14 protein-coding genes and 1 tRNA gene are annotated in these 16,271 nt (G+C 71.1%); 5 read left to right on the top strand and 10 right to left on the bottom strand.

The window, feature by feature from the left end; genetic code table 11:
• Positions 1–18 precede the first annotated feature (18 nt).
• The 3 genes from BS72_RS06375 to BS72_RS06365 all read right to left on the bottom strand — a co-directional run bounded on the left by BS72_RS06375 (position 19) and on the right by BS72_RS06365 (position 2,863).
• Entirely contained in the window at positions 19–978 is a 960-nt protein-coding gene (locus tag BS72_RS06375; protein WP_037907070.1) for an ABC transporter ATP-binding protein, read from the bottom strand.
• A 123-nt stretch (positions 979–1,101) separates the two neighbouring features.
• Entirely contained in the window at positions 1,102–1,866 is a 765-nt protein-coding gene (locus tag BS72_RS06370; RefSeq protein WP_051950762.1) for an ABC transporter permease, read from the bottom strand.
• A 181-nt stretch (positions 1,867–2,047) separates the two neighbouring features.
• The gene (locus BS72_RS06365; protein ID WP_037907068.1) at positions 2,048–2,863 is read right to left on the bottom strand and encodes an ABC transporter permease; all 816 of its coding nucleotides are present in this window, start codon (positions 2,861–2,863) and stop codon (positions 2,048–2,050) included.
• 291 nt (positions 2,864–3,154) lie between these two features.
• Between BS72_RS06365 and BS72_RS06360 the strand changes: the two genes are divergently transcribed.
• Positions 3,155–5,599, top strand: coding sequence for a transglycosylase domain-containing protein (locus tag BS72_RS06360; protein ID WP_051950710.1), 2,445 nt, complete (start codon positions 3,155–3,157; stop codon positions 5,597–5,599).
• Between the two features lie 297 nt (positions 5,600–5,896).
• Here BS72_RS06360 and BS72_RS06355 read toward each other — a convergent pair whose 3' ends face one another.
• Both BS72_RS06355 and BS72_RS06350 read right to left on the bottom strand, forming a co-directional pair.
• Positions 5,897–6,199, bottom strand: a complete 303-nt coding sequence (locus BS72_RS06355) for a GroES family chaperonin (protein WP_051950761.1) — start codon at positions 6,197–6,199, stop codon at positions 5,897–5,899.
• Positions 6,200–6,257: 58 nt separating this feature from the next.
• Entirely contained in the window at positions 6,258–6,584 is a 327-nt protein-coding gene (locus BS72_RS06350) for a DUF3618 domain-containing protein (RefSeq protein ID WP_037907062.1), read from the bottom strand.
• Positions 6,585–6,681: 97 nt separating this feature from the next.
• On the opposite strand from BS72_RS06350, the gene bcp reads away from it, so the two are divergent.
• From bcp to BS72_RS06335, 3 genes are all read left to right on the top strand, one after another.
• The gene (bcp, locus tag BS72_RS06345; protein ID WP_037907061.1) at positions 6,682–7,158 is read left to right on the top strand and encodes a thioredoxin-dependent thiol peroxidase; all 477 of its coding nucleotides are present in this window, start codon (positions 6,682–6,684) and stop codon (positions 7,156–7,158) included.
• Positions 7,159–7,315: 157 nt separating this feature from the next.
• Positions 7,316–7,400 (top strand) — tRNA-Leu (locus BS72_RS06340).
• Between the two features lie 341 nt (positions 7,401–7,741).
• A complete protein-coding gene (locus BS72_RS06335) occupies positions 7,742–7,954 on the top strand; it encodes an EF-hand domain-containing protein (protein WP_037907060.1) in 213 nt (70 codons plus the stop codon).
• 78 nt (positions 7,955–8,032) lie between these two features.
• On the opposite strand, the gene BS72_RS32020 is transcribed toward BS72_RS06335, so the two are convergent.
• The 3 genes from BS72_RS32020 to BS72_RS06320 all read right to left on the bottom strand — a co-directional run bounded on the left by BS72_RS32020 (position 8,033) and on the right by BS72_RS06320 (position 11,569).
• Positions 8,033–9,295, bottom strand: coding sequence for an eCIS core domain-containing protein (locus BS72_RS32020; RefSeq protein WP_078901054.1), 1,263 nt, complete (start codon positions 9,293–9,295; stop codon positions 8,033–8,035).
• 477 nt (positions 9,296–9,772) lie between these two features.
• Positions 9,773–10,870, bottom strand: coding sequence for an FUSC family protein (locus tag BS72_RS06325; RefSeq protein WP_107498670.1), 1,098 nt, complete (start codon positions 10,868–10,870; stop codon positions 9,773–9,775).
• Positions 10,871–11,398: 528 nt separating this feature from the next.
• A complete protein-coding gene (locus tag BS72_RS06320) occupies positions 11,399–11,569 on the bottom strand; it encodes a hypothetical protein (protein ID WP_037907057.1) in 171 nt (56 codons plus the stop codon).
• A 1,066-nt stretch (positions 11,570–12,635) separates the two neighbouring features.
• On the opposite strand from BS72_RS06320, the gene BS72_RS06315 reads away from it, so the two are divergent.
• Positions 12,636–13,817 carry an MFS transporter gene (locus tag BS72_RS06315; protein ID WP_037907056.1) on the top strand — a complete coding sequence of 394 codons (1,182 nt, stop codon included), beginning with the start codon at positions 12,636–12,638 and terminating at the stop codon, positions 13,815–13,817.
• Here BS72_RS06315 and BS72_RS06310 read toward each other — a convergent pair.
• Together BS72_RS06310 and BS72_RS06305 are read right to left on the bottom strand one after the other, a co-directional pair.
• Positions 13,809–15,485 carry a glycosyltransferase family 4 protein gene (locus tag BS72_RS06310; protein WP_037907055.1) on the bottom strand — a complete coding sequence of 559 codons (1,677 nt, stop codon included), beginning with the start codon at positions 15,483–15,485 and terminating at the stop codon, positions 13,809–13,811. The two genes, BS72_RS06315 and BS72_RS06310, sit on opposite strands and share 9 nt — an antisense overlap.
• Positions 15,486–15,538: 53 nt before the next feature.
• Positions 15,539–16,264, bottom strand: a complete 726-nt coding sequence (locus BS72_RS06305) for a class I SAM-dependent methyltransferase (protein WP_037907052.1) — start codon at positions 16,262–16,264, stop codon at positions 15,539–15,541.
• Positions 16,265–16,271 lie beyond the last annotated feature (7 nt).

Below are 16,271 nucleotides of genomic sequence, written 5' to 3'. Positions count from 1 at the left end.
GTCGGTCAGCCGCCCGGGTCAGTCGGCCGCCGGGGCCGGGGCCGCGTACATGCGGGCGATGACGTCCTCGATGGCCGGTTCGCGGATCGACAGGTCCACCAGCGGGTAGTGCGCGGCCAGCGCCGCCACCAGCGGGGCCGCGCTCTCCCCGGCGGGGAAGGCGAAGGACTGCCGCGGCCCCTCCACCCGGACGCAGCGGGCCCCCGGCAGCTCGACCGCGGGCAGCTCGCGGGCGAAGTCCGCCACCAGCGTCCGCTCGCTGCGGCCCACCGCGTGCAGCCCGGCGAGGTCCCCGTCGTGGACGAGGCGGCCGTGGTCGATGACCATCACCCGGCGGCACAGCATCTCGATGTCCGTGAGGTCGTGCGTGGTGAGCAGCACGGTGGTGCCGCGTTCGGCGTTGAAGTCGCGCAGGAACTCCCGTACCCGGGTCTTGCTCACCACGTCCAGGCCGATCGTCGGCTCGTCGAGGTAGAGCACCTCCGGGTCGTGCAGCAGCGCGGCGGCGATGTCGCCGCGCATCCGCTGGCCCAGCGACAGCTGCCGCACCGGGACCTCCAGCAGCGGGCCCAGGTCCAGCAGCTCCACGCAGGCGTCGAGGTTGCGGGTGTAGACGGCGTCGGGGACGCGGTACATCCGGCGCACCAGCTCGTAGGAGTCCCGCAGCGGCAGGTCCCACCACAGGGTGGTGCGCTGCCCGAAGACCACCCCGATCCGCCGGGCCAGCCGGGTGCGGTCCCGGGTCGGGTCGATGCCGTCCACCCGGACCCGGCCGCCGCTCGGCGTCAGGATGCCGGTGAGCATCTTGATCGTGGTGGACTTCCCGGCGCCGTTGGGCCCGATGTAGCCGACGACCTCGCCGCGCGGCACGGTGAACGAGATGCCGTCCACCGCCCGCACCTGGTGGCGCTCGCGGCGCAGCAGACCGGTGCGGCGCCGTACGTCGAAGACCTTCTCCACGCCGTCCAGCTCGATCACCGGGTCGGCGGCGGTGGACGTACGCCCGGCCGAGGGCCCGGGGGCGGGGCGGGGCGGGCGGAGGTCCGGCGGTGGGCGGGTCGGACGGCGTCCCCGCGGTTCCTGCGGCGGTCATGAGGTGGATCAGCTCCCTGTACTGCGGTAGGCGCGGAGGCCCGCCCGCCAGGCGGCGGCCGCCAGCGCGCAGCACAGCGCGGCGGCGACGGGCGAGGCGAAGTCCAGCCAGCCGGGCAGGCCGAGCGGGTCGGGCTCGCCCAGCACGCGCAGGGCGGGCAGCCAGTTGACGAAGGCCAGCGGCACCACGAAGGTCACACCCCGGACCAGCTCGCGGGCGAAGATCCCGGGCGGGTACTGGAGCATGGTGTTGCCACCGTAGGTCACCGAGTTCTGCACCTCGGCGGCGTCCTGCGCGATGAACTGGAACGCCGCGCCGGCGGTGAACACGGCGCAGAAGATCACCGCCCCGCACACCACCATCCCCGGCACCATCGCGATCCGCCACCACGTCCAGTGCACGTCGACGCGGGCCAGCGACCAGCCCAGCACCGCCAGGCCCTGCACGATCCGGCCCGTCCGGCGCAGCGCGAACTTGTCGGCGGCGACCTGCGCCAGCACCGGTGCCGGCCGCAGCAGCAGCGTGTCCAGCGTGCCGTCGCGCACCCGGCGGCCGAGCCGGTCCATGGAGCCCAGCAGCAGGTCCGCGAAGCCGAAGGCGGTGCCGGCGGTGCCGTAGAGGAAGGCCACCTCCGGCAGCGTGAAGCCGCCGAGGGTGTGCACCTGGCCGAACATCAGCACGATGGTGACGAAGTCCAGCGCGGTCGCGGCGAGGTTCCCCAGCGCGGTCATCGCGAAGGACGCGCGGTAGGCCATCGTGGAGCGCACCCACATCCGCACCAGGAGCCCGTAGACGCGCACCCCCTCGGCGGCGCGACGCCACGGCCCGCGCGGCGCGTCGTGCCGGCTCCGCCACGCGTCGGGGACGGCGGGGTCCTCCGCCACCGCAAGGGCGGGTCCACCGGGAAGGGCGGGGGCGGCGGGGCTGCCGGGTTCCCCCGGAAGAGCGGGGCTCTCAGCCACCCTGGACCACCACCCGGCGCGTCGCGAGCCCCTGGACCGCCCGGCCGGCCGCCAGCAGCACGACCGCCCAGACCGCCTGGAAGCCGAGCGAGCCCGCCGCGCCGCCGCTCCGGTGCCGGCCCAGCAGCACGTCCGCCGGCACCTGGAGCATCGCCGACCAGGGCAGCGCCCGCGCGACGGCGCCCAGCGTGCCCGGGAAGACGCTCAACGGCAGCAGCATCCCGGAGAAGAACAGCCCGGCCAGCCACACCACCTGCGACACCCCCGCGCCGTCCAGCAGCCAGAAGAAGCTCAGCGCCACGAGGTAGCGCAGCGCGAAGCTCACCAGCAGCCCCAGCGCCACCGACACCAGGAAGAACAGCCAGGTCAGCGGGGCGGTGGGCAGGGCCAGCGTGAAGATCAGCGACCCCACGCACATCGGCACCACCCCGCGGGCCACCAGCTGGAAGGCGGCCCGTCCCAGGTCGGCCGAGAGCCACCACGCCTGGAGGTCGGCCGGCCGGTACAGGTCCACGGCGACGTCCCCGGAGCGGATGCGGTCGCCCAGCTCGTCCTCGAAGCCGCCGCCCATCAGTGCCATCGGCGTCAGCAGCCCCTGCCCGAGCCACACGTACGTCAGCGCCTGCGGCTGGCTGTAGCCGCCCAGGTGCGGGCGCTGGCTCCACAGCGCGATGTAGCTGTACGTGATGATCAGCCCGAAGACGGTGTTGGTGAACAGCCCCGCGGCGGTCGCGGTGCGGTAGGTCGCGTAGCGGCGGAAGCCGCGGGTGACGACCGCCGCGTAGAAGCCCGCGGAGAAGCCGCGCATGGTGTGAACCCCCTCACGTGGTCCGGGACACAAGCCGCGAAGCGTACTACGCCGCAGGCCAGACGGGCCAAGGGTTTTTCCGCCACGGACGGGTGACGGAAGTGCGCCGGACGGCCCGTCACAGCCTCGTCACGGATGTGCCGCACGGATCGGACGCGCCCGGATGGTGCGACAGTGTTGAGGCAGCGTGAGTTCAGTGGGCTACGTGGCTGTACGGGAGCGTACGTAACGATCTGGTCCATATGTTCCGCCCGGACCAACCCCGAGGGCGGTCGAGGAGTCCCAACAGACATGAGTGACGTTCGGAACGGAAGCACGCCCGGATCGGGCGGCTGGGGACCGCGCCCCACGCTCACCGACCGGCGCGGCCGGCCCCGCCGTACCGGCCTGCGGCGGCTGGTGCCCGGCTGGCGGCTGCTCTTCGGCGGCGGCCTGACCGTCCTGCTGCTGCTCGTCGCCGCGTTCTTCGTCGGCTACGCGCTGGTGGACATCCCCGACCCGAACGCCGCCGCGACCGCGCAGAACAACGTCTACTACTACGCGGACGGCAAGACCGAGATCACCCGTGACGGCGCCGTCAACCGGCAGAACGTCTCCCTGGCCGAGGTCGCCAAGTCGGCCCGCTACGCCACCCTCGCCGCGGAGGACCGGAACTTCTACCACGAGTCCGCGGTCAGCCCCAAGGGCATGGTCCGGGCCGCGTGGAACACCGCCACCGGCAAGGGCGTGCAGTCCGGCTCGACGATCACCCAGCAGTACGTGAAGAACTACTACCTGAACCAGAACCAGACCGCGCAGCGGAAGGCCAAGGAGTTCTTCATCGCGATCAAGCTGGATCGCAACGAGTCCAAGGACCAGATCCTTGAGGGCTACCTCAACACCAGCTACTACGGCCGCAACGCCTACGGCATCCAGGCCGCCGCGCAGGCGTACTTCAGCACCAACGCCTCCGACCTGACCGTCGCCCAGAGCGCGTACCTCGCCACCCTCCTGAACGCCCCCAGCGCGTACGACCTCTCCGCCCACCCGGAGAACGCCCACGCGGCCGAGGCGCGCTGGAACTACGTGATGGACGGCATGCTCAAGGAGCACTGGATCACCGCCGCCCAGCGGGCGAAGACGACCTTCCCGACCATCGGCAAGCCGAAGGCCACCGCCAGCAAGGCCGGCCAGCGCGGCTACATCGTCCAGGCCGTCGACGACTACCTGATCCAGCACAAGATCGTCGACGCCGCGGCGCTGCGCGGCGGCGGCTACCGGATCACCACCACGATCCAGAAGCCCGACGAGGACGCCATGGTGAAGGCGGCCCAGGAGCAGGTCTACGACAAGCGCGGCACCGCCGCGGCCGACAAGTACGTGCGGGCCGGCGGCGTCTCCATCGACCCCTCCACCGGGAACGTCGTCGCCCTCTACGGCGGCATCGACTACACCAAGCAGTACGTGAGCAGCGCCACCAACCGCACCTACCAGCCCGGCTCCACCTTCAAGCCGGTCATATTCGCCTCCGCGCTGCAGAACGACTCGACCACCCAGAGCGGTCGGACGATCACCCCCACCACGATCTACAACGGCGACAGCGGCCGCCAGGTGCAGGGCCCGGACGGGCCGGTCGGCTACCACCCGGCCAACGAGGACGAGAAGGACTACGGCGACATCACCGTCACCGACGCGATGGACAAGTCGGTGAACGCGGTCTTCGCGCAGATGGCGCAGGACGTCGGCACCAAGAACGTCATCAACACCGCCCACGACCTGGGCATGTCCACGGACATCGACATCCCGCAGACGCCCGCGATGGCGCTGGGCGCCTTCGGTACCAGCTCCGCCAGCCCGCTGGACATGGCGCAGGTGTACGCCACCCTCGCCGACCACGGCAAGGAGATCCCGTACTCGATGGTCGTCAAGGTCAGCAAGGACGGCCAGGACGTCGGCCTGCCGCAGCGCGACGCGGTGCAGGCGGTGCCGCGCACCGCCGCCGACACCACCACGGCGATGCTCAAGAGCGTGGTCGACAGCCCCTACGGCACCGCCGCGGCCGCGCAGAACTCCGGCTGGCCGGCCGCCGCCAAGACGGGTACCGCCGACGACGACAAGGCCGCCTGGTTCGCCGGCTACACCCCCAAGCTCGCCACCGTCGTCGCGGTCTTCGGCATGGACCCGGACACGGGCGCCCAGAAGGCGCTCTACGGGGCGATGGGCTCCGCCCGCGTCAACGGCGGCGGCCAGCCCGCCAACGTGTGGTCCCAGTACACCGCGGCGGCACTGAAGAACACCCCGGTCACCGGCTTCCACCTGGACCTCCAGGCCGGCAGCCAGACCCAGGCACCGGACTCCGGCGACACCCCCGGCACCGACCAGGGCGACACCGGCCAGACGCCCACCACCACCGCGCCGTCCACCGGCTCGCAGTCGCCCACCACCCCGTCGGGCACCCCCGGCGGCTCCACGTCGACCACCGCGCCGTCCACCCAGCCGACCGAGGGCGGCTCCGCGCCGACGACCGGTACGGCCACCGCGCCCACCGCGCCGCAGGACCCGACCGGCAGCGGCTCGAACGGTTCGAACGGCTCCGCGGGCTCCGCCGGATCGGCCGGCTCCGGCGGCACGGACACCGGCACCACGGACGGCCTCAGCGGCGGCACGTCGTCCGGCACGTCGTCGGGCACGTCGTCGGGCACGTCGTCCGGGCAGGGCACCGCGAGTGACGCCTCCGTGAGCGTGCCCAGCGGCTGATCCGGTGGCCCGGCCGGCCGGGCCGCACGGCGGGCTCCAGCACCGCGGGGTGTCGGGGGAGGTCCTTGAGGGCTTCCCCCGACACCCCGTGTCGGTTGATATGCGGAGGTGCTGAGGTCCAGACGTACCGAGGTGCAGACGTATTGCCGTGCCGACGTACTGACGTGCAGACGTACCCAGGTGCTGACGTGCTGACGTGCTGACGTGCTGACGTGCTGACGTGCTGACGTGCTGACGTGCTGACGTACTGATGCGCTGATCGGCCGATCGGGTCGCGGTCCGCCGATCAGCGGGGCGTCACAGGTACAGGCCGGTCGAGTCCTCCGAGCCCTGGAGCCGCTCCGCGGCCACCGCGTGCAGGTCGCGCTCGCGCATCAGCACGTACGCCACTCCCCGCACCTCGACCTCGGCTCGGTCCTCCGGGTCGTACAGCACCCGGTCGCCGATCTCGACGGCACGGACGTTCTGGCCCACCGCCACCACCTCGGCCCAGGCCAGCCGCTTGCCGACGGCGGCCGTCGCCGGGATCAGGATGCCGCCGCCGCTGCGCCGCTCACCCTCCGCGGTGTCCTGCCGCACCAGAACGCGGTCGTGCAGCATGCGGATGGGCAGCTTGTCGTGCTCGCTCTTCGAACTCTTGGGACTCACGGCGAGAAACCTACCGGCGCCGTCGCCACACGGTGAGACCGGCCACCGCCCCCAGGAGGGCGGCCCCGGCCACCGCGGCCGGCACCACGCGTTCCACCCGTACCGAGCCGTCCTCGTCCACGAAGTGCGCCCGTACCCGGTTGGCCGTCCGGTTGGCGGCGACGTACGCCTGTCCGACGGCGCGGTCGACAGCGGAGACCGCCTTGGCCTTCGTGTCCTGGATGATCGTCTGCGGGTGGACCCGGACCGCGATCTCGTCCAGGACGAGGGCGAGGTCCTGCCGCCTGCGGGTGATGTCCGCCTCGATCTGGGCGGGCGTCCTGGCAGCTTCCGACACAGCATCCTCCTCGCCTGGTTAGGTAGCGTTCGGACAGTCTGTCAGTCCGACGCGGCCCCTGCCTCGTCGGCACCCCGTTCGGCCTCCAGGAGCCACCATGCCAGCCACCCCCGGTCGCCTCGCCGCCGGCGACCCCGCGCCCGACTTCACCCTGCCCGACGCCGACGGCAACGAGGTCTCCCTGGCCGGCCACCGGGGCCGCAAGGTCGTCGTGTACTTCTACCCCGCCGCGATGACGCCCGGCTGCACCAAGGAGGCGTGCGACTTCACCGACAACCTGGAGGTCTTCGCCAAGGCCGGCTACGACGTCATCGGCGTCTCCCCGGACACCCCCGAGAAGCTGGCGAAGTTCCGGGAGAAGGAGTCCCTGCGGGTCACCCTGCTCGCCGACCCGGACCGCGCGGTGCTCAACGCCTACGGCGCCTACGGGGAGAAGACCTCCTACGGCAAGAAGATCACCGGCGTGATCCGCTCCACCTTCGTCGTCGACGAGGCCGGCGCGATCGAGCACGCCTTCTACAACGTCCGCGCCACCGGCCACGTGGCCAAACTCCTCCGCGACCTGGCCGTCTGAGCCCCCCTCACCCGCCCGCGCCGCCGCCCCCGTCCGCCCCGGCCCCGCCCCCGGGCCGGAGCCATCGCCCGATCCAGCGCGCCTGATCGCACCCGATCGCCCCCGATCGTGCCGGGCGTACCGCGGCAGGCCCCGGATGGCTACGATGGCAGGGCGCGCGGCCGTGTCGTAACTGGCAGCCGAGCTGGGTTTAGGTCCCAGTGGGGTAACCCCCCGTGTGGGTTCGAGTCCCACCGGCCGCACTCACTGCATGGTCTCTGACCTGCGGAGACGTCGGCACCACGCACGTGGTGCCGACGCATTGCCGCACCGCTACCGCACGGTGCCCTCGTAGGCCGTTCCTTATGGCATGCGTCAAGGCGTATCGGTGCCGATCATCGCCCGTTGCCCATCTGGGGGACGGCCGGAGGTCCCGCGTGTCCCGGGAGGCCCGTGCTCGTTCACCGGACGTGATCAAGGTCCTCCACCGCCCGGCCTGACCGGTGATGGAGGACACCTGAACCGCTGCGGCGTTCCTGGGGCGCGCCGCCTGCCGCTCGTTCCGAAACGGCAGGACGTCCCGTAAACGAATTCAGGAGGAGCAATGGGCAAGATGACCAAGGCCGAGGCCGAGGCGCTGTTCGCGGAGATCGACGCGGACGGAAGCGGAGAGATCAGGCTGAGCGAGCTGAGGGACTACGGGAAGGACAACGGCGGCGCCGTCGGTGGAGTGAAGCTCGCCGACTTCGTCCGGGAGGCCGACACGGACGGCGACCGGCGGATCAGCCGCTCCGAGTTCACCTCGCACTTCGCCTGACCGACCGCCCGTCACGCACGGGCCCTCTTCGCCGACGGCGACTCGATCGTCCGCGCCGGTGGACGGGCCGCCGTCCGGTCAGCCGAAGCGCCAGTCGGGGAGGTCCAGCGACGGGAGGCGTGGGGGCGCGGAGTCCCTTCCCTGCCCCCTCCGGCGTAGCGCGTCCTGCTGCTGGCGTGTGGAGAATCCTGTGGTGGTTCCAGCAGGCTGGGGTTCCCTGGGCCTTTTCTCGTCCTGCCAGGCGATGTATTTGTCGGTGACGATGATTCCGGCATAGGAAAGGCCCTGCAGCATGGCGCCCACCGACGACTGGACTGCTTTTCGGTACCCTTCGAGGGTCTGGCTCTGGCCGTACGTGACCGCGCCGGCCAGATTCATGGCGCCGAAGACGATGCGGACATAGCTGGGAATGTGGCCGGGTTCGCTGCGGAGCCGGTAGCACGCCTTGGCGATCTCGCTCAGTCCTACCGACCCGTTCAGCGCGACGCCGGCCGCGTAGATCCTGCCGCCTTCGATGGTCGTGAGTGCGTTGCCGATTCCCTGGATGATGAGTGGGGCGGCTTCGGGAAGTACTTCCGCGAGTATTTTGAGGGTGGATACCAGGGTCCCGGGCTCTCTGCCGTCGCTTCTCGCCACCCCTGCTTCTTCCTCGTCCCCCGCGGGTACCCGCTGGACCGACGGGCCGGCCGGCTGAAACGCCGGTGCCGCGTGCTCGCCGCCGGTGCGGCCAGCGGTGTCCGCCGTCGGCGCCGACCCGTTCGCCAGGCGGTGGGCCCACGCCTCCGCCTCGTTCTCGTGCTGGTCGCCCTCGGCGGAGAGGCGCAGGCCGGCACCGTTGTCGGTGCCCTCGACCTGGCCGCGCTCCTGCTGCCAGGCGTGCGTCAACTCGTGCAGCATGGTGTGCTCGTCCATGCCCTGCTCGCCGGCCACGATGTGCCGACCCGAGGTGTACGCGCGGGCCCCGAGTTCGGCTGCCGAGCGGCGTGCCGCGGGGCCGTCGTGCACCCGCACGTCGCTGAGGTCCGTACCCAGGCCCTGCTCCGCCTTGGCGCGGACGCGCGGGTCGACGGGAGTGCCGGGGGTCCGGAGCACGTCGAGCACCGACGACCGCTGCACCGGTGCGCCGTGGTGGCATCCGGCGTCGTGCTCGTGTTCCCGTCCCAGCGCCCGGGCCACGGCGGCGTTGCCGGCCAGGCGCTGGAGGTCGAGCACCGACGCCGCCGCCGTGGCGGGGGGTGCGGCACCCGCGCCGGTGCGGTGGCGCGGCGGGCGCAGCGGTGTGGTCCGGTCGGACTTCTCCGACGGTGTGTTGTACGAGTGCACCAGGGTCCCTGCCCTCACGTGGTTTCGGGTGGCGGCGCGTCCCGGCCGCCGCTGTCACTCCAGGCCCGACGCCCGGAACGGTCCGTTCGCGATCGCCCTGTCGAGCCGCCGGGCCGCCCCGTCGGGACGGGCCCTCATCAGCCGTCCCGTGCGGGGAGCCGCGCCGCCGCCTCCCTCGGTCTCCGCACTGTCGGTCCGCTCCCGGTTCCTCACAGGCCGACTGTAGAAACCTCCAACTCCCTTGTCGCGCACCCTTGACGCACCGCTGACGGGGTACGCCGCAACGTTGACGCGTCGCTGACTCACCGCTCAGCCGTTGATCAAGCGTCGTCAGGCAGCCGACTTGGACGTAAGGGGCGTCCTGGTGCTCTGACCGGGGCATGCCTCCCCGTGCGTCATCCGTCATCGCCTTCCGCGGCTTCGGTGCCGCCCCGGACTGAGAGCCGCAGAACTCATTGCGACGCTGCCCGGCGACTGAGTGGGAGCAGACTCCGTTCAGGCCGGCGGCGCTTTGGCGGTGCGCTTGGCCAACAGGCCGGCGAGGAACATGACGAGCAGGCCGATCGCCACGCCGCACAACGTCCACAGCACCCGGTAGCCCTCAGCGGCGTAGTCGGAGGGCTGCGGAAGATCCACCAGGATGAGCACCGCGGCGGCGATGACCGCGCAGTAGAGCGCGTAGTTCCAGAAGCGGATCGCCACTCCATGCATGAGCAGGAAGAGCGCGACGACTTCGAGCCCGCGATCCACCGCGAACAGCCTGAGCCCGTGTGCGCTGGTGGGCAGGAGCAGCAGCAGCGCGGCGACGACGGCACCGATCAGGGCACCGGAAAGCCGCTGCACGGCGACGAGCATGCCCTGCTCCAGGTCCGGCTTCATCGCGACGAAGGCCGCGATCGGCAGCCAGTAGCCGTGCGAGAGGTTCAGTCCGAACGCCAGCGCGACGGTGCCGCCCATGGTCAGGGCGCGGATCAACGCGAACATGATCAGCGGCCCGGTCAGTTTCCTCCGCGAGGTGTCACCGGGGAGTTCCGCGATCGGCTGGGGCCGGTCCTGGCGCCCGCAGACCAGCCATGCGGCGAACGTCACCGCGATCCACAGCGCTGCCCCTCCGGCCCAGGCGACTACCTGGGCCCACGTGTGGCTGACGAGGCGGGGGTGCTGGTGGAAGCTGAATGCGACTGCCAGAGCGACGACGAACCAGACGTTGAGCAGCAGGGCGTCGACGAACCTGCGCACCCCGAAGGCGACGGTCAGGCCTGCCACCAGCGTGACGGAGAAGGACGCCAGCACCAGCCAGCCCCACGCGACTCCACCGATGCCGAACCCCAGCGCGGTCACCCCCGCGCCGGTCAGCCCGAAGACGGCGTTGTGCGACGCGCGACGTCCGTAGCCGCCCCCCGGGTCGGCCAGCCCCGCGAACACCAGGCCGAACAAGGCGCTGAGGAGGTACTGCTCGTGCCCAATCGTCCAGAAGACGACCAGCGGCACCAGCGCGACGTCCACGAACATCACCGCTCGCGGCCAGTTGATCCCCGCGGGGTTGAGCTCGAACACCTTCGACAGCCAGCCCGTGACCTGCCGCCCGCGCATGGCCGGTCCTCCTCGTCCGGTCGCACCGGCCATGGCCCCGTACCTCACTTGACCTGTACACCACTGGTCTCGATGACCAGGAAGTGATCAACAAGCACAGCGTGGCGGGCGAACAGCCCAGCATCCCCGATTGCTCCGAAAGCGGCATGTCGCACGCCGCCGCGCCCGGTGGGGCCCGATCCCGCGGACATTCCGACGGTGTCGGACCTCGGAGCAAACGTGGTGCCCGTACGACCAGAGGAGATCACCCCCACCGTCGGATATGCCCTGAAGCGATCGCGCTGCCGCATGCCGTACGGGATCGCTCAAGCACGGCCATGCCTGGTGCGGCGAGCACACTCGTCCTCGCCTTGGCGGCGATCCACGGCTTCTCGTGCTCCCTGTCCGCGAAGACCGCGGTCGACCGAGCGCGACCGAGTCCGGCCAGGCCGTTCCGGACCGTGGCCGAGCGCGGCCGGTACGACGGCGGGTGCCGTCCGCTCCCAGGAGCAGTGGACGGGCACCCGCCGATCGGCTGGGAAACGGCCGCTACCAGCGATACCAGCGGCCTCGGCCCCCGCTGGAGTGGGTGCCCCGCACGAGGAATCCGAGCAGCCACACGACGAGCACCACGACTGCCACCCACCACAGAAGGTGGAGTGCGAATCCCACACCGAAGAGGAGCAACGCGAGCAGAAGAACGACGAGCAACGGTCCCATGGTTATCAGCCTCCGAGAGGTCGCCTGCCCTTGCCCGGGGCGGTCATGCGGGAATTCTCCGCACCCGCGTCCCGGCGGCTTCGGGATTCCCGGGGACGGGACGCCGGAGACCCCGGCCGACGGGCTGGTGCCTCTCGCGGCGAGGTGTGCCCCGCTCGCCTTGCCTGGCACGGGCCCTCGCGTCTGGTACGGCCCCCGCGCGGCGTTGGCCGAAAGGGCCGCGTGGGCCGACGGTGGGACTTTCCGGCCGCCTTGCGACGACCCGCGCCGGCGCACCTCGCTACCGGGCAAACCTCGCCGGCCATGCGTCCGTCGGACGTGAAACCCGGGGCCCTGGCGGCGTCGTCCGGCCGCTGGTCCTCCACCAGGACGATGAAGGCTTCGGCCGAGCGTTGCGGTGTGGGTGTGCCGAGCAGGACCGACACCCCGAACGCCAGTGCGGTGAGCTGTCCGTCCGACAGCGACTCCAGGTCGCCGTGGGCCACGATGGCTCGGAATTCGGTCTTTCAGGGCAAAACACCACTGGATCAGGCCGCGTTATTCGGCGTCTCGTAATGCGGCCTCAGCATGATGTTGCCGGTGGTGAGAGGCGCGAATGGCGGATCGGCCACCGGTTGATCACGGCTGGTTCCCTGACTTCCTGAGATTCTCCGAGGCGGCGGCGTTCTGGATCTTTTCCCGCACGGGGCCGGGCCCGGGTGCCGGTCCGCAGCCCAGGGCCCTGGACACGCCGCCGTCGATCACCGGATGGCGCGCGATGATGCGGTGCCGAACGTCATTGCGAGGGCGACGTGGACTCGCTAGCATGCCTGCGGCGCACATATTCATTACGCCCGGTACGGCGAATTTCTGCCGGATATCCGCCCAGATTCCGGCAGCGGCTGCCTTCACTGCGGAGCGCGCCGGCGGACCGGGGCCACGCGGCGGGGGCATTCCCCGGTCGGCGCAGGCCGAGCCTTTCCCCCGCCCTTCCCCGGGCGGTCACGAGGCGCGGGATCCACCGCCGGGCGCGTCGGCGCGGGAGATGCGCAGGGGGCCTGAACCGCCGTTCCACCAAGGAGTTTCCATGCCGCGTGTCCCGCACAAGAACCTTGTCAACGTCACTCTGGCCCTGAGTTTACAAAGCCTGTCGGTCAATCTGATCAACATCTTCGTTCCGCTGCTTCTGCTGGATCGCGGCGTGCGGCTCTGGGGCGTCTGCCTCTACTATCTCGCCTACGCGGTGTGCAAACTCGCCGTGAACTACCCCTCGGTACTCCTGATCCAGAAATTCAGCCCGCGCGTCGGCCTCGTCATCGCCCTCTGCTGCTCCTCGGTCTATGTGTCCTCCTTCAACCTCCTCAGCACCGGCCTGCCTGCCTGGTCACTGGTGGCGACCGCGGCGGCCATGGCGCTCACCAACGCCTTCCTGTGGAACTCACAGCACATCCATCTCGCCAGGATGCTGGTCACCGGGAGCAGGGGGACGGAGCTGGCGGTGATCGAATCGGTGAGCCGTCTGATGGTGCTCAGCGCTCCGCTCGTCGGCGGGGTGGCCATCTCGGTCGGCGGCCAGCGGGCACTGCTGCTGTCCGCGGTCGGGCTGACCCTTCTCGCCGTGGTTCCCGCGTGGCGTATCCAGGTCGCGGGCGAGGCGGACCCCCGGTTCGACGAACCGGTCCGCTACGGCCTGGGACAGACGTCGAAGCGCGATCTCTGGGCGAATTTCTGCTACAACGCGAACGCGGTGATCGCCATGATGGTCTGGCCGGTCTACATGGCCGAGGTCGTCAGCGACTTCGCCGACATCGGCGTGATCAACACCGTCTCGGCTCTGGCGGCGACGGTGCTCCTGTGGGTGGCGGGCCGGCGCGGAGACGCGGGAAAGACCCGACGCGTGCTGGCGGAGGGGACGGTCCTGGTCTCGCTGACCAACGTCCTGCGCCTCTTCGCGCTCAACCCGATCACGATCACCGCCGTGGGCACCGCCGCGCAACTGGCCGGCAGCTACCAGAACATCCCGTGGACCAGCACGTACTACGGTCACGCCGGAAAGGAGGGCGTGCAGTACGTGATGGCCATGGAGATCGCGGGCGACATGGCCTACGTCTTCGTGTGGATGGCGCTGTTCGGGGTCTCGCTGGCGTTCTCCCAGGGGCACACGGTCTTCGTCGTCGCCTTCGTCCTCACCTCGCTGCTCTCGCTGGGCGTCCTGCGGATGAGGGCGCCGGAGAGCCCCCGACCGGTCCCCGAGCCGGTCTCACAGTGACGGGCGCTCGGCGGCCGCACGTGCGAGGTGCCGTATGCGGTCGATCGCCCGGGAGCCGAGTTCCCGGTCGGCGGTACGCAGCGCCTCGGCCCGGCGCCATTGGCTCAGCCCCTGGTCGGTGAGCAGACGGCGGGCCTGGAGGAAGGGGTCCGGAGCGTCGGTCGCCGGCCACAGCGCGCTCCGCCCGGCGTAGGGGATGCCGAGCGCCGCGCACGCCTGGTCGACGCCCGGAACCCCGCCGGGAGCGAAGTCCACGACCGCGAGAGAGTTGAGGAGCGTCCCGAGGTGCTCCTCCACTGACCCGGCGGATCCCGCTTCGCCGGCCTCGGCCGCCTCCAGGCCGGTGAAGAGGCGCTGCAGCCGTTCCACGAGGGCGGCGTCACCCGGGCCGCCGAGAATCCACCCGTCCGCGGCGGCGGCGAATTCGCCCGGCAGCCACACGGGGATGCGGAGCTGCCCCTTGCGTGGTTTCCCGTGCGGAAATCCGGTCGACTCGGCCTCCCGGTGCCGGGTGTCCGAGGTGAGCACCCGCTCCCACTGGTCCGCGATGGCGTCCCAGCCGAGGTTCAGGGCGAACGTGCGGGACGCGGACGACCGTTCGGCCAGTTCGTCGCGTGACTGGTACATCCGTTCGAGTGCTCCGGTGGCGACGTCGCGGTTCATGAGATGGCGTGCGAATCCCGCGTTGTCCACGACGACCGCCTCGGCCGGAACGGCGAATCCGTGGTCTCCCACGAGCTCGCGGCTCGCCGAGTAGTCGACGGCGATCGGCGGCACACCAGCCGCTGCCGCCTGGAGGGTCGGCAGGCCGAATCCCTCGCCGTAGGAGCAGAGGAGGTGGACGTCGGCGGCTGCGTAGAGGTCGGCCATCTGCGCCGCCGTCAGGCCGCCGTCCGGGCCCATGCGGAAGCCCTGCGTGAACCTGACGCGGCCGGTGAGGCCGAGAGCGGCGACGTCTTCGGGGATGTTGTAGCGGTACTCCTGATAGGGCGCCTCGTACGGGTCGCAGTGCAGGTGGAGGACGGCGTCGTCATGGCGCCGCAGGAACCGGGCCGCGATCTCAAGCGTCCTGGGAATCAGCTTGCGCGGCTGGCTCTGGGCGTCGGAGAGGATCACGAACGTGTCCTCGTAGCCGAGTCTCTCCTTCATCCGCCGTTTGTCCACCGGCGGGCGGAACAGGTCCGAGTCGATGCCGTGCAGGATGCATTCCGCATCGAGCCCGCACGCGGCGGTCACCTCCCTGCCGAACTCCGCCATCGTCACGCGGACATCGACCGCGGCCAGGACATCGGTCCAGTTCTCCGGGAGCCGTCCCTCCGGCGTGGCCCCGTCGACCGGGTAGTAGAGGATCCAGCGGATCCCCAGCGTGTCCAGGAGGCGGCGGTAGGAGGGGGCGGCGAGATAGCTCATGGCGTACACGTCGCCGAGCGTCACCAGGCAATCGGGCCGTACGTCCTCCAGGTACGCGGAGAGCACGTCCGCGCCGTACCTGTCCTGGCCGGCGGGCAGCAGCCGGATTCCGTTCCAGTCGGTCCCGGCGGCGCTGGTCTGCCAGCCGAGAACGGTGACCTCGTGCCCTCTCCCGTGGAGGCGGCGGCACACGTTGGCGGTGACGGTCCCGTACCCGGAAGGGTGGTTGGGGCTGTCAGAGACCCAGAGGATCCGCATGAGTGCTCCAGTCGTCAGTCGCGATAAGGGATCGTGCGGGGGCGCCCGGCCGCTCAGGGGCGCCGGGCGACGAAGACGAACTCCCTGCCCGGACGGTCGGGCGCGTCCCGCACTTCTTGCAACACGTAGCCCTGGGCTGCCAGTTCGGCCTCGACCTCGTCCCGCTCCCGGAATCGCAGCGTCGAGTCGGAGACCATGTGCTGCCCGTCCGCGGCGAACACGAGGTGCCAGCGGAACGTCACCAGGGGCGGGCTCACTTCGACCAGTTCCACCCACCTCGTGACCACGCCGGCCTGCGGGATCTCCGTGACCCGGTACGAGGCCGCGCGGTTCCACGCCTCCCAGCCGCGGGCGGCCGGGTCCCGGGTCTCGAACACCAGGTGGCCGCCGGGGCGCAGGGCCCGGAACGCCCCGCTCAGCGTCCGCTGCCACGCGTCGGGGGCGACGATCGCCTGGGCGACGTTCGCCGTCATGGTGGCGAGGTCCACCCGCAGGGGCGGCAGCGCCGTCGCGTCACCGCAGATCCAGTGCACGCGTTCGCTTCCCGGCTTCGCCCTGGCCACGTCGACGGAGGCTCGGGCGGGGTCGACGCCGACGACCTCGACGCCGCGGTCGGCCAGCAGGAGCGCGAACACACCGGTGCCGCAGCCGATGTCCAGCACCCGTCTGGCCTCCAACTGCCCCGCCAGGGCGAGGTAGGCGTCGAGGTCGGTCCGATCGGGGTCCAGCGCGTCGTAGACCGCCGCCAGCCGTGGGTGTCCGAAGATCTCGTCAGCCATGCGTCCC

This window comes from Actinacidiphila yeochonensis CN732 (genome assembly GCF_000745345.1).
Taxonomy (GTDB): Bacteria; Actinomycetota; Actinomycetes; order Streptomycetales; family Streptomycetaceae; genus Actinacidiphila; species Actinacidiphila yeochonensis.
Note: the sequence above shows the minus strand (reverse complement) of the source record. Positions and strands in the feature narration are given on the sequence as shown.

What these genes read in the sequence shown, in the direction of transcription:
- BS72_RS06360 (WP_051950710.1), top strand. Translation starts at nt 3,155, where the DNA reads ATGAGTGACGTTCGGAACGGAAGCACGCCCGGATCGGGCGGCTGGGGA.
- BS72_RS06355 (WP_051950761.1), bottom strand. Translation starts at nt 6,199, where the DNA reads ATGCTGCACGACCGCGTTCTGGTGCGGCAGGACACCGCGGAGGGTGAG.
- BS72_RS06325 (WP_107498670.1), bottom strand. Translation starts at nt 10,870, where the DNA reads ATGCGCGGGCGGCAGGTCACGGGCTGGCTGTCGAAGGTGTTCGAGCTC.
- BS72_RS06315 (WP_037907056.1), top strand. Translation starts at nt 12,636, where the DNA reads ATGCCGCGTGTCCCGCACAAGAACCTTGTCAACGTCACTCTGGCCCTG.
- bcp (WP_037907061.1), top strand. Translation starts at nt 6,682, where the DNA reads ATGCCAGCCACCCCCGGTCGCCTCGCCGCCGGCGACCCCGCGCCCGAC.
- BS72_RS06320 (WP_037907057.1), bottom strand. Translation starts at nt 11,569, where the DNA reads ATGGGACCGTTGCTCGTCGTTCTTCTGCTCGCGTTGCTCCTCTTCGGT.
- BS72_RS06305 (WP_037907052.1), bottom strand. Translation starts at nt 16,264, where the DNA reads ATGGCTGACGAGATCTTCGGACACCCACGGCTGGCGGCGGTCTACGAC.
- BS72_RS06370 (WP_051950762.1), bottom strand. Translation starts at nt 1,866, where the DNA reads ATGTGGGTGCGCTCCACGATGGCCTACCGCGCGTCCTTCGCGATGACC.
- BS72_RS06365 (WP_037907068.1), bottom strand. Translation starts at nt 2,863, where the DNA reads ATGCGCGGCTTCTCCGCGGGCTTCTACGCGGCGGTCGTCACCCGCGGC.
- BS72_RS06310 (WP_037907055.1), bottom strand. Translation starts at nt 15,485, where the DNA reads ATGCGGATCCTCTGGGTCTCTGACAGCCCCAACCACCCTTCCGGGTAC.
- BS72_RS06335 (WP_037907060.1), top strand. Translation starts at nt 7,742, where the DNA reads ATGGGCAAGATGACCAAGGCCGAGGCCGAGGCGCTGTTCGCGGAGATC.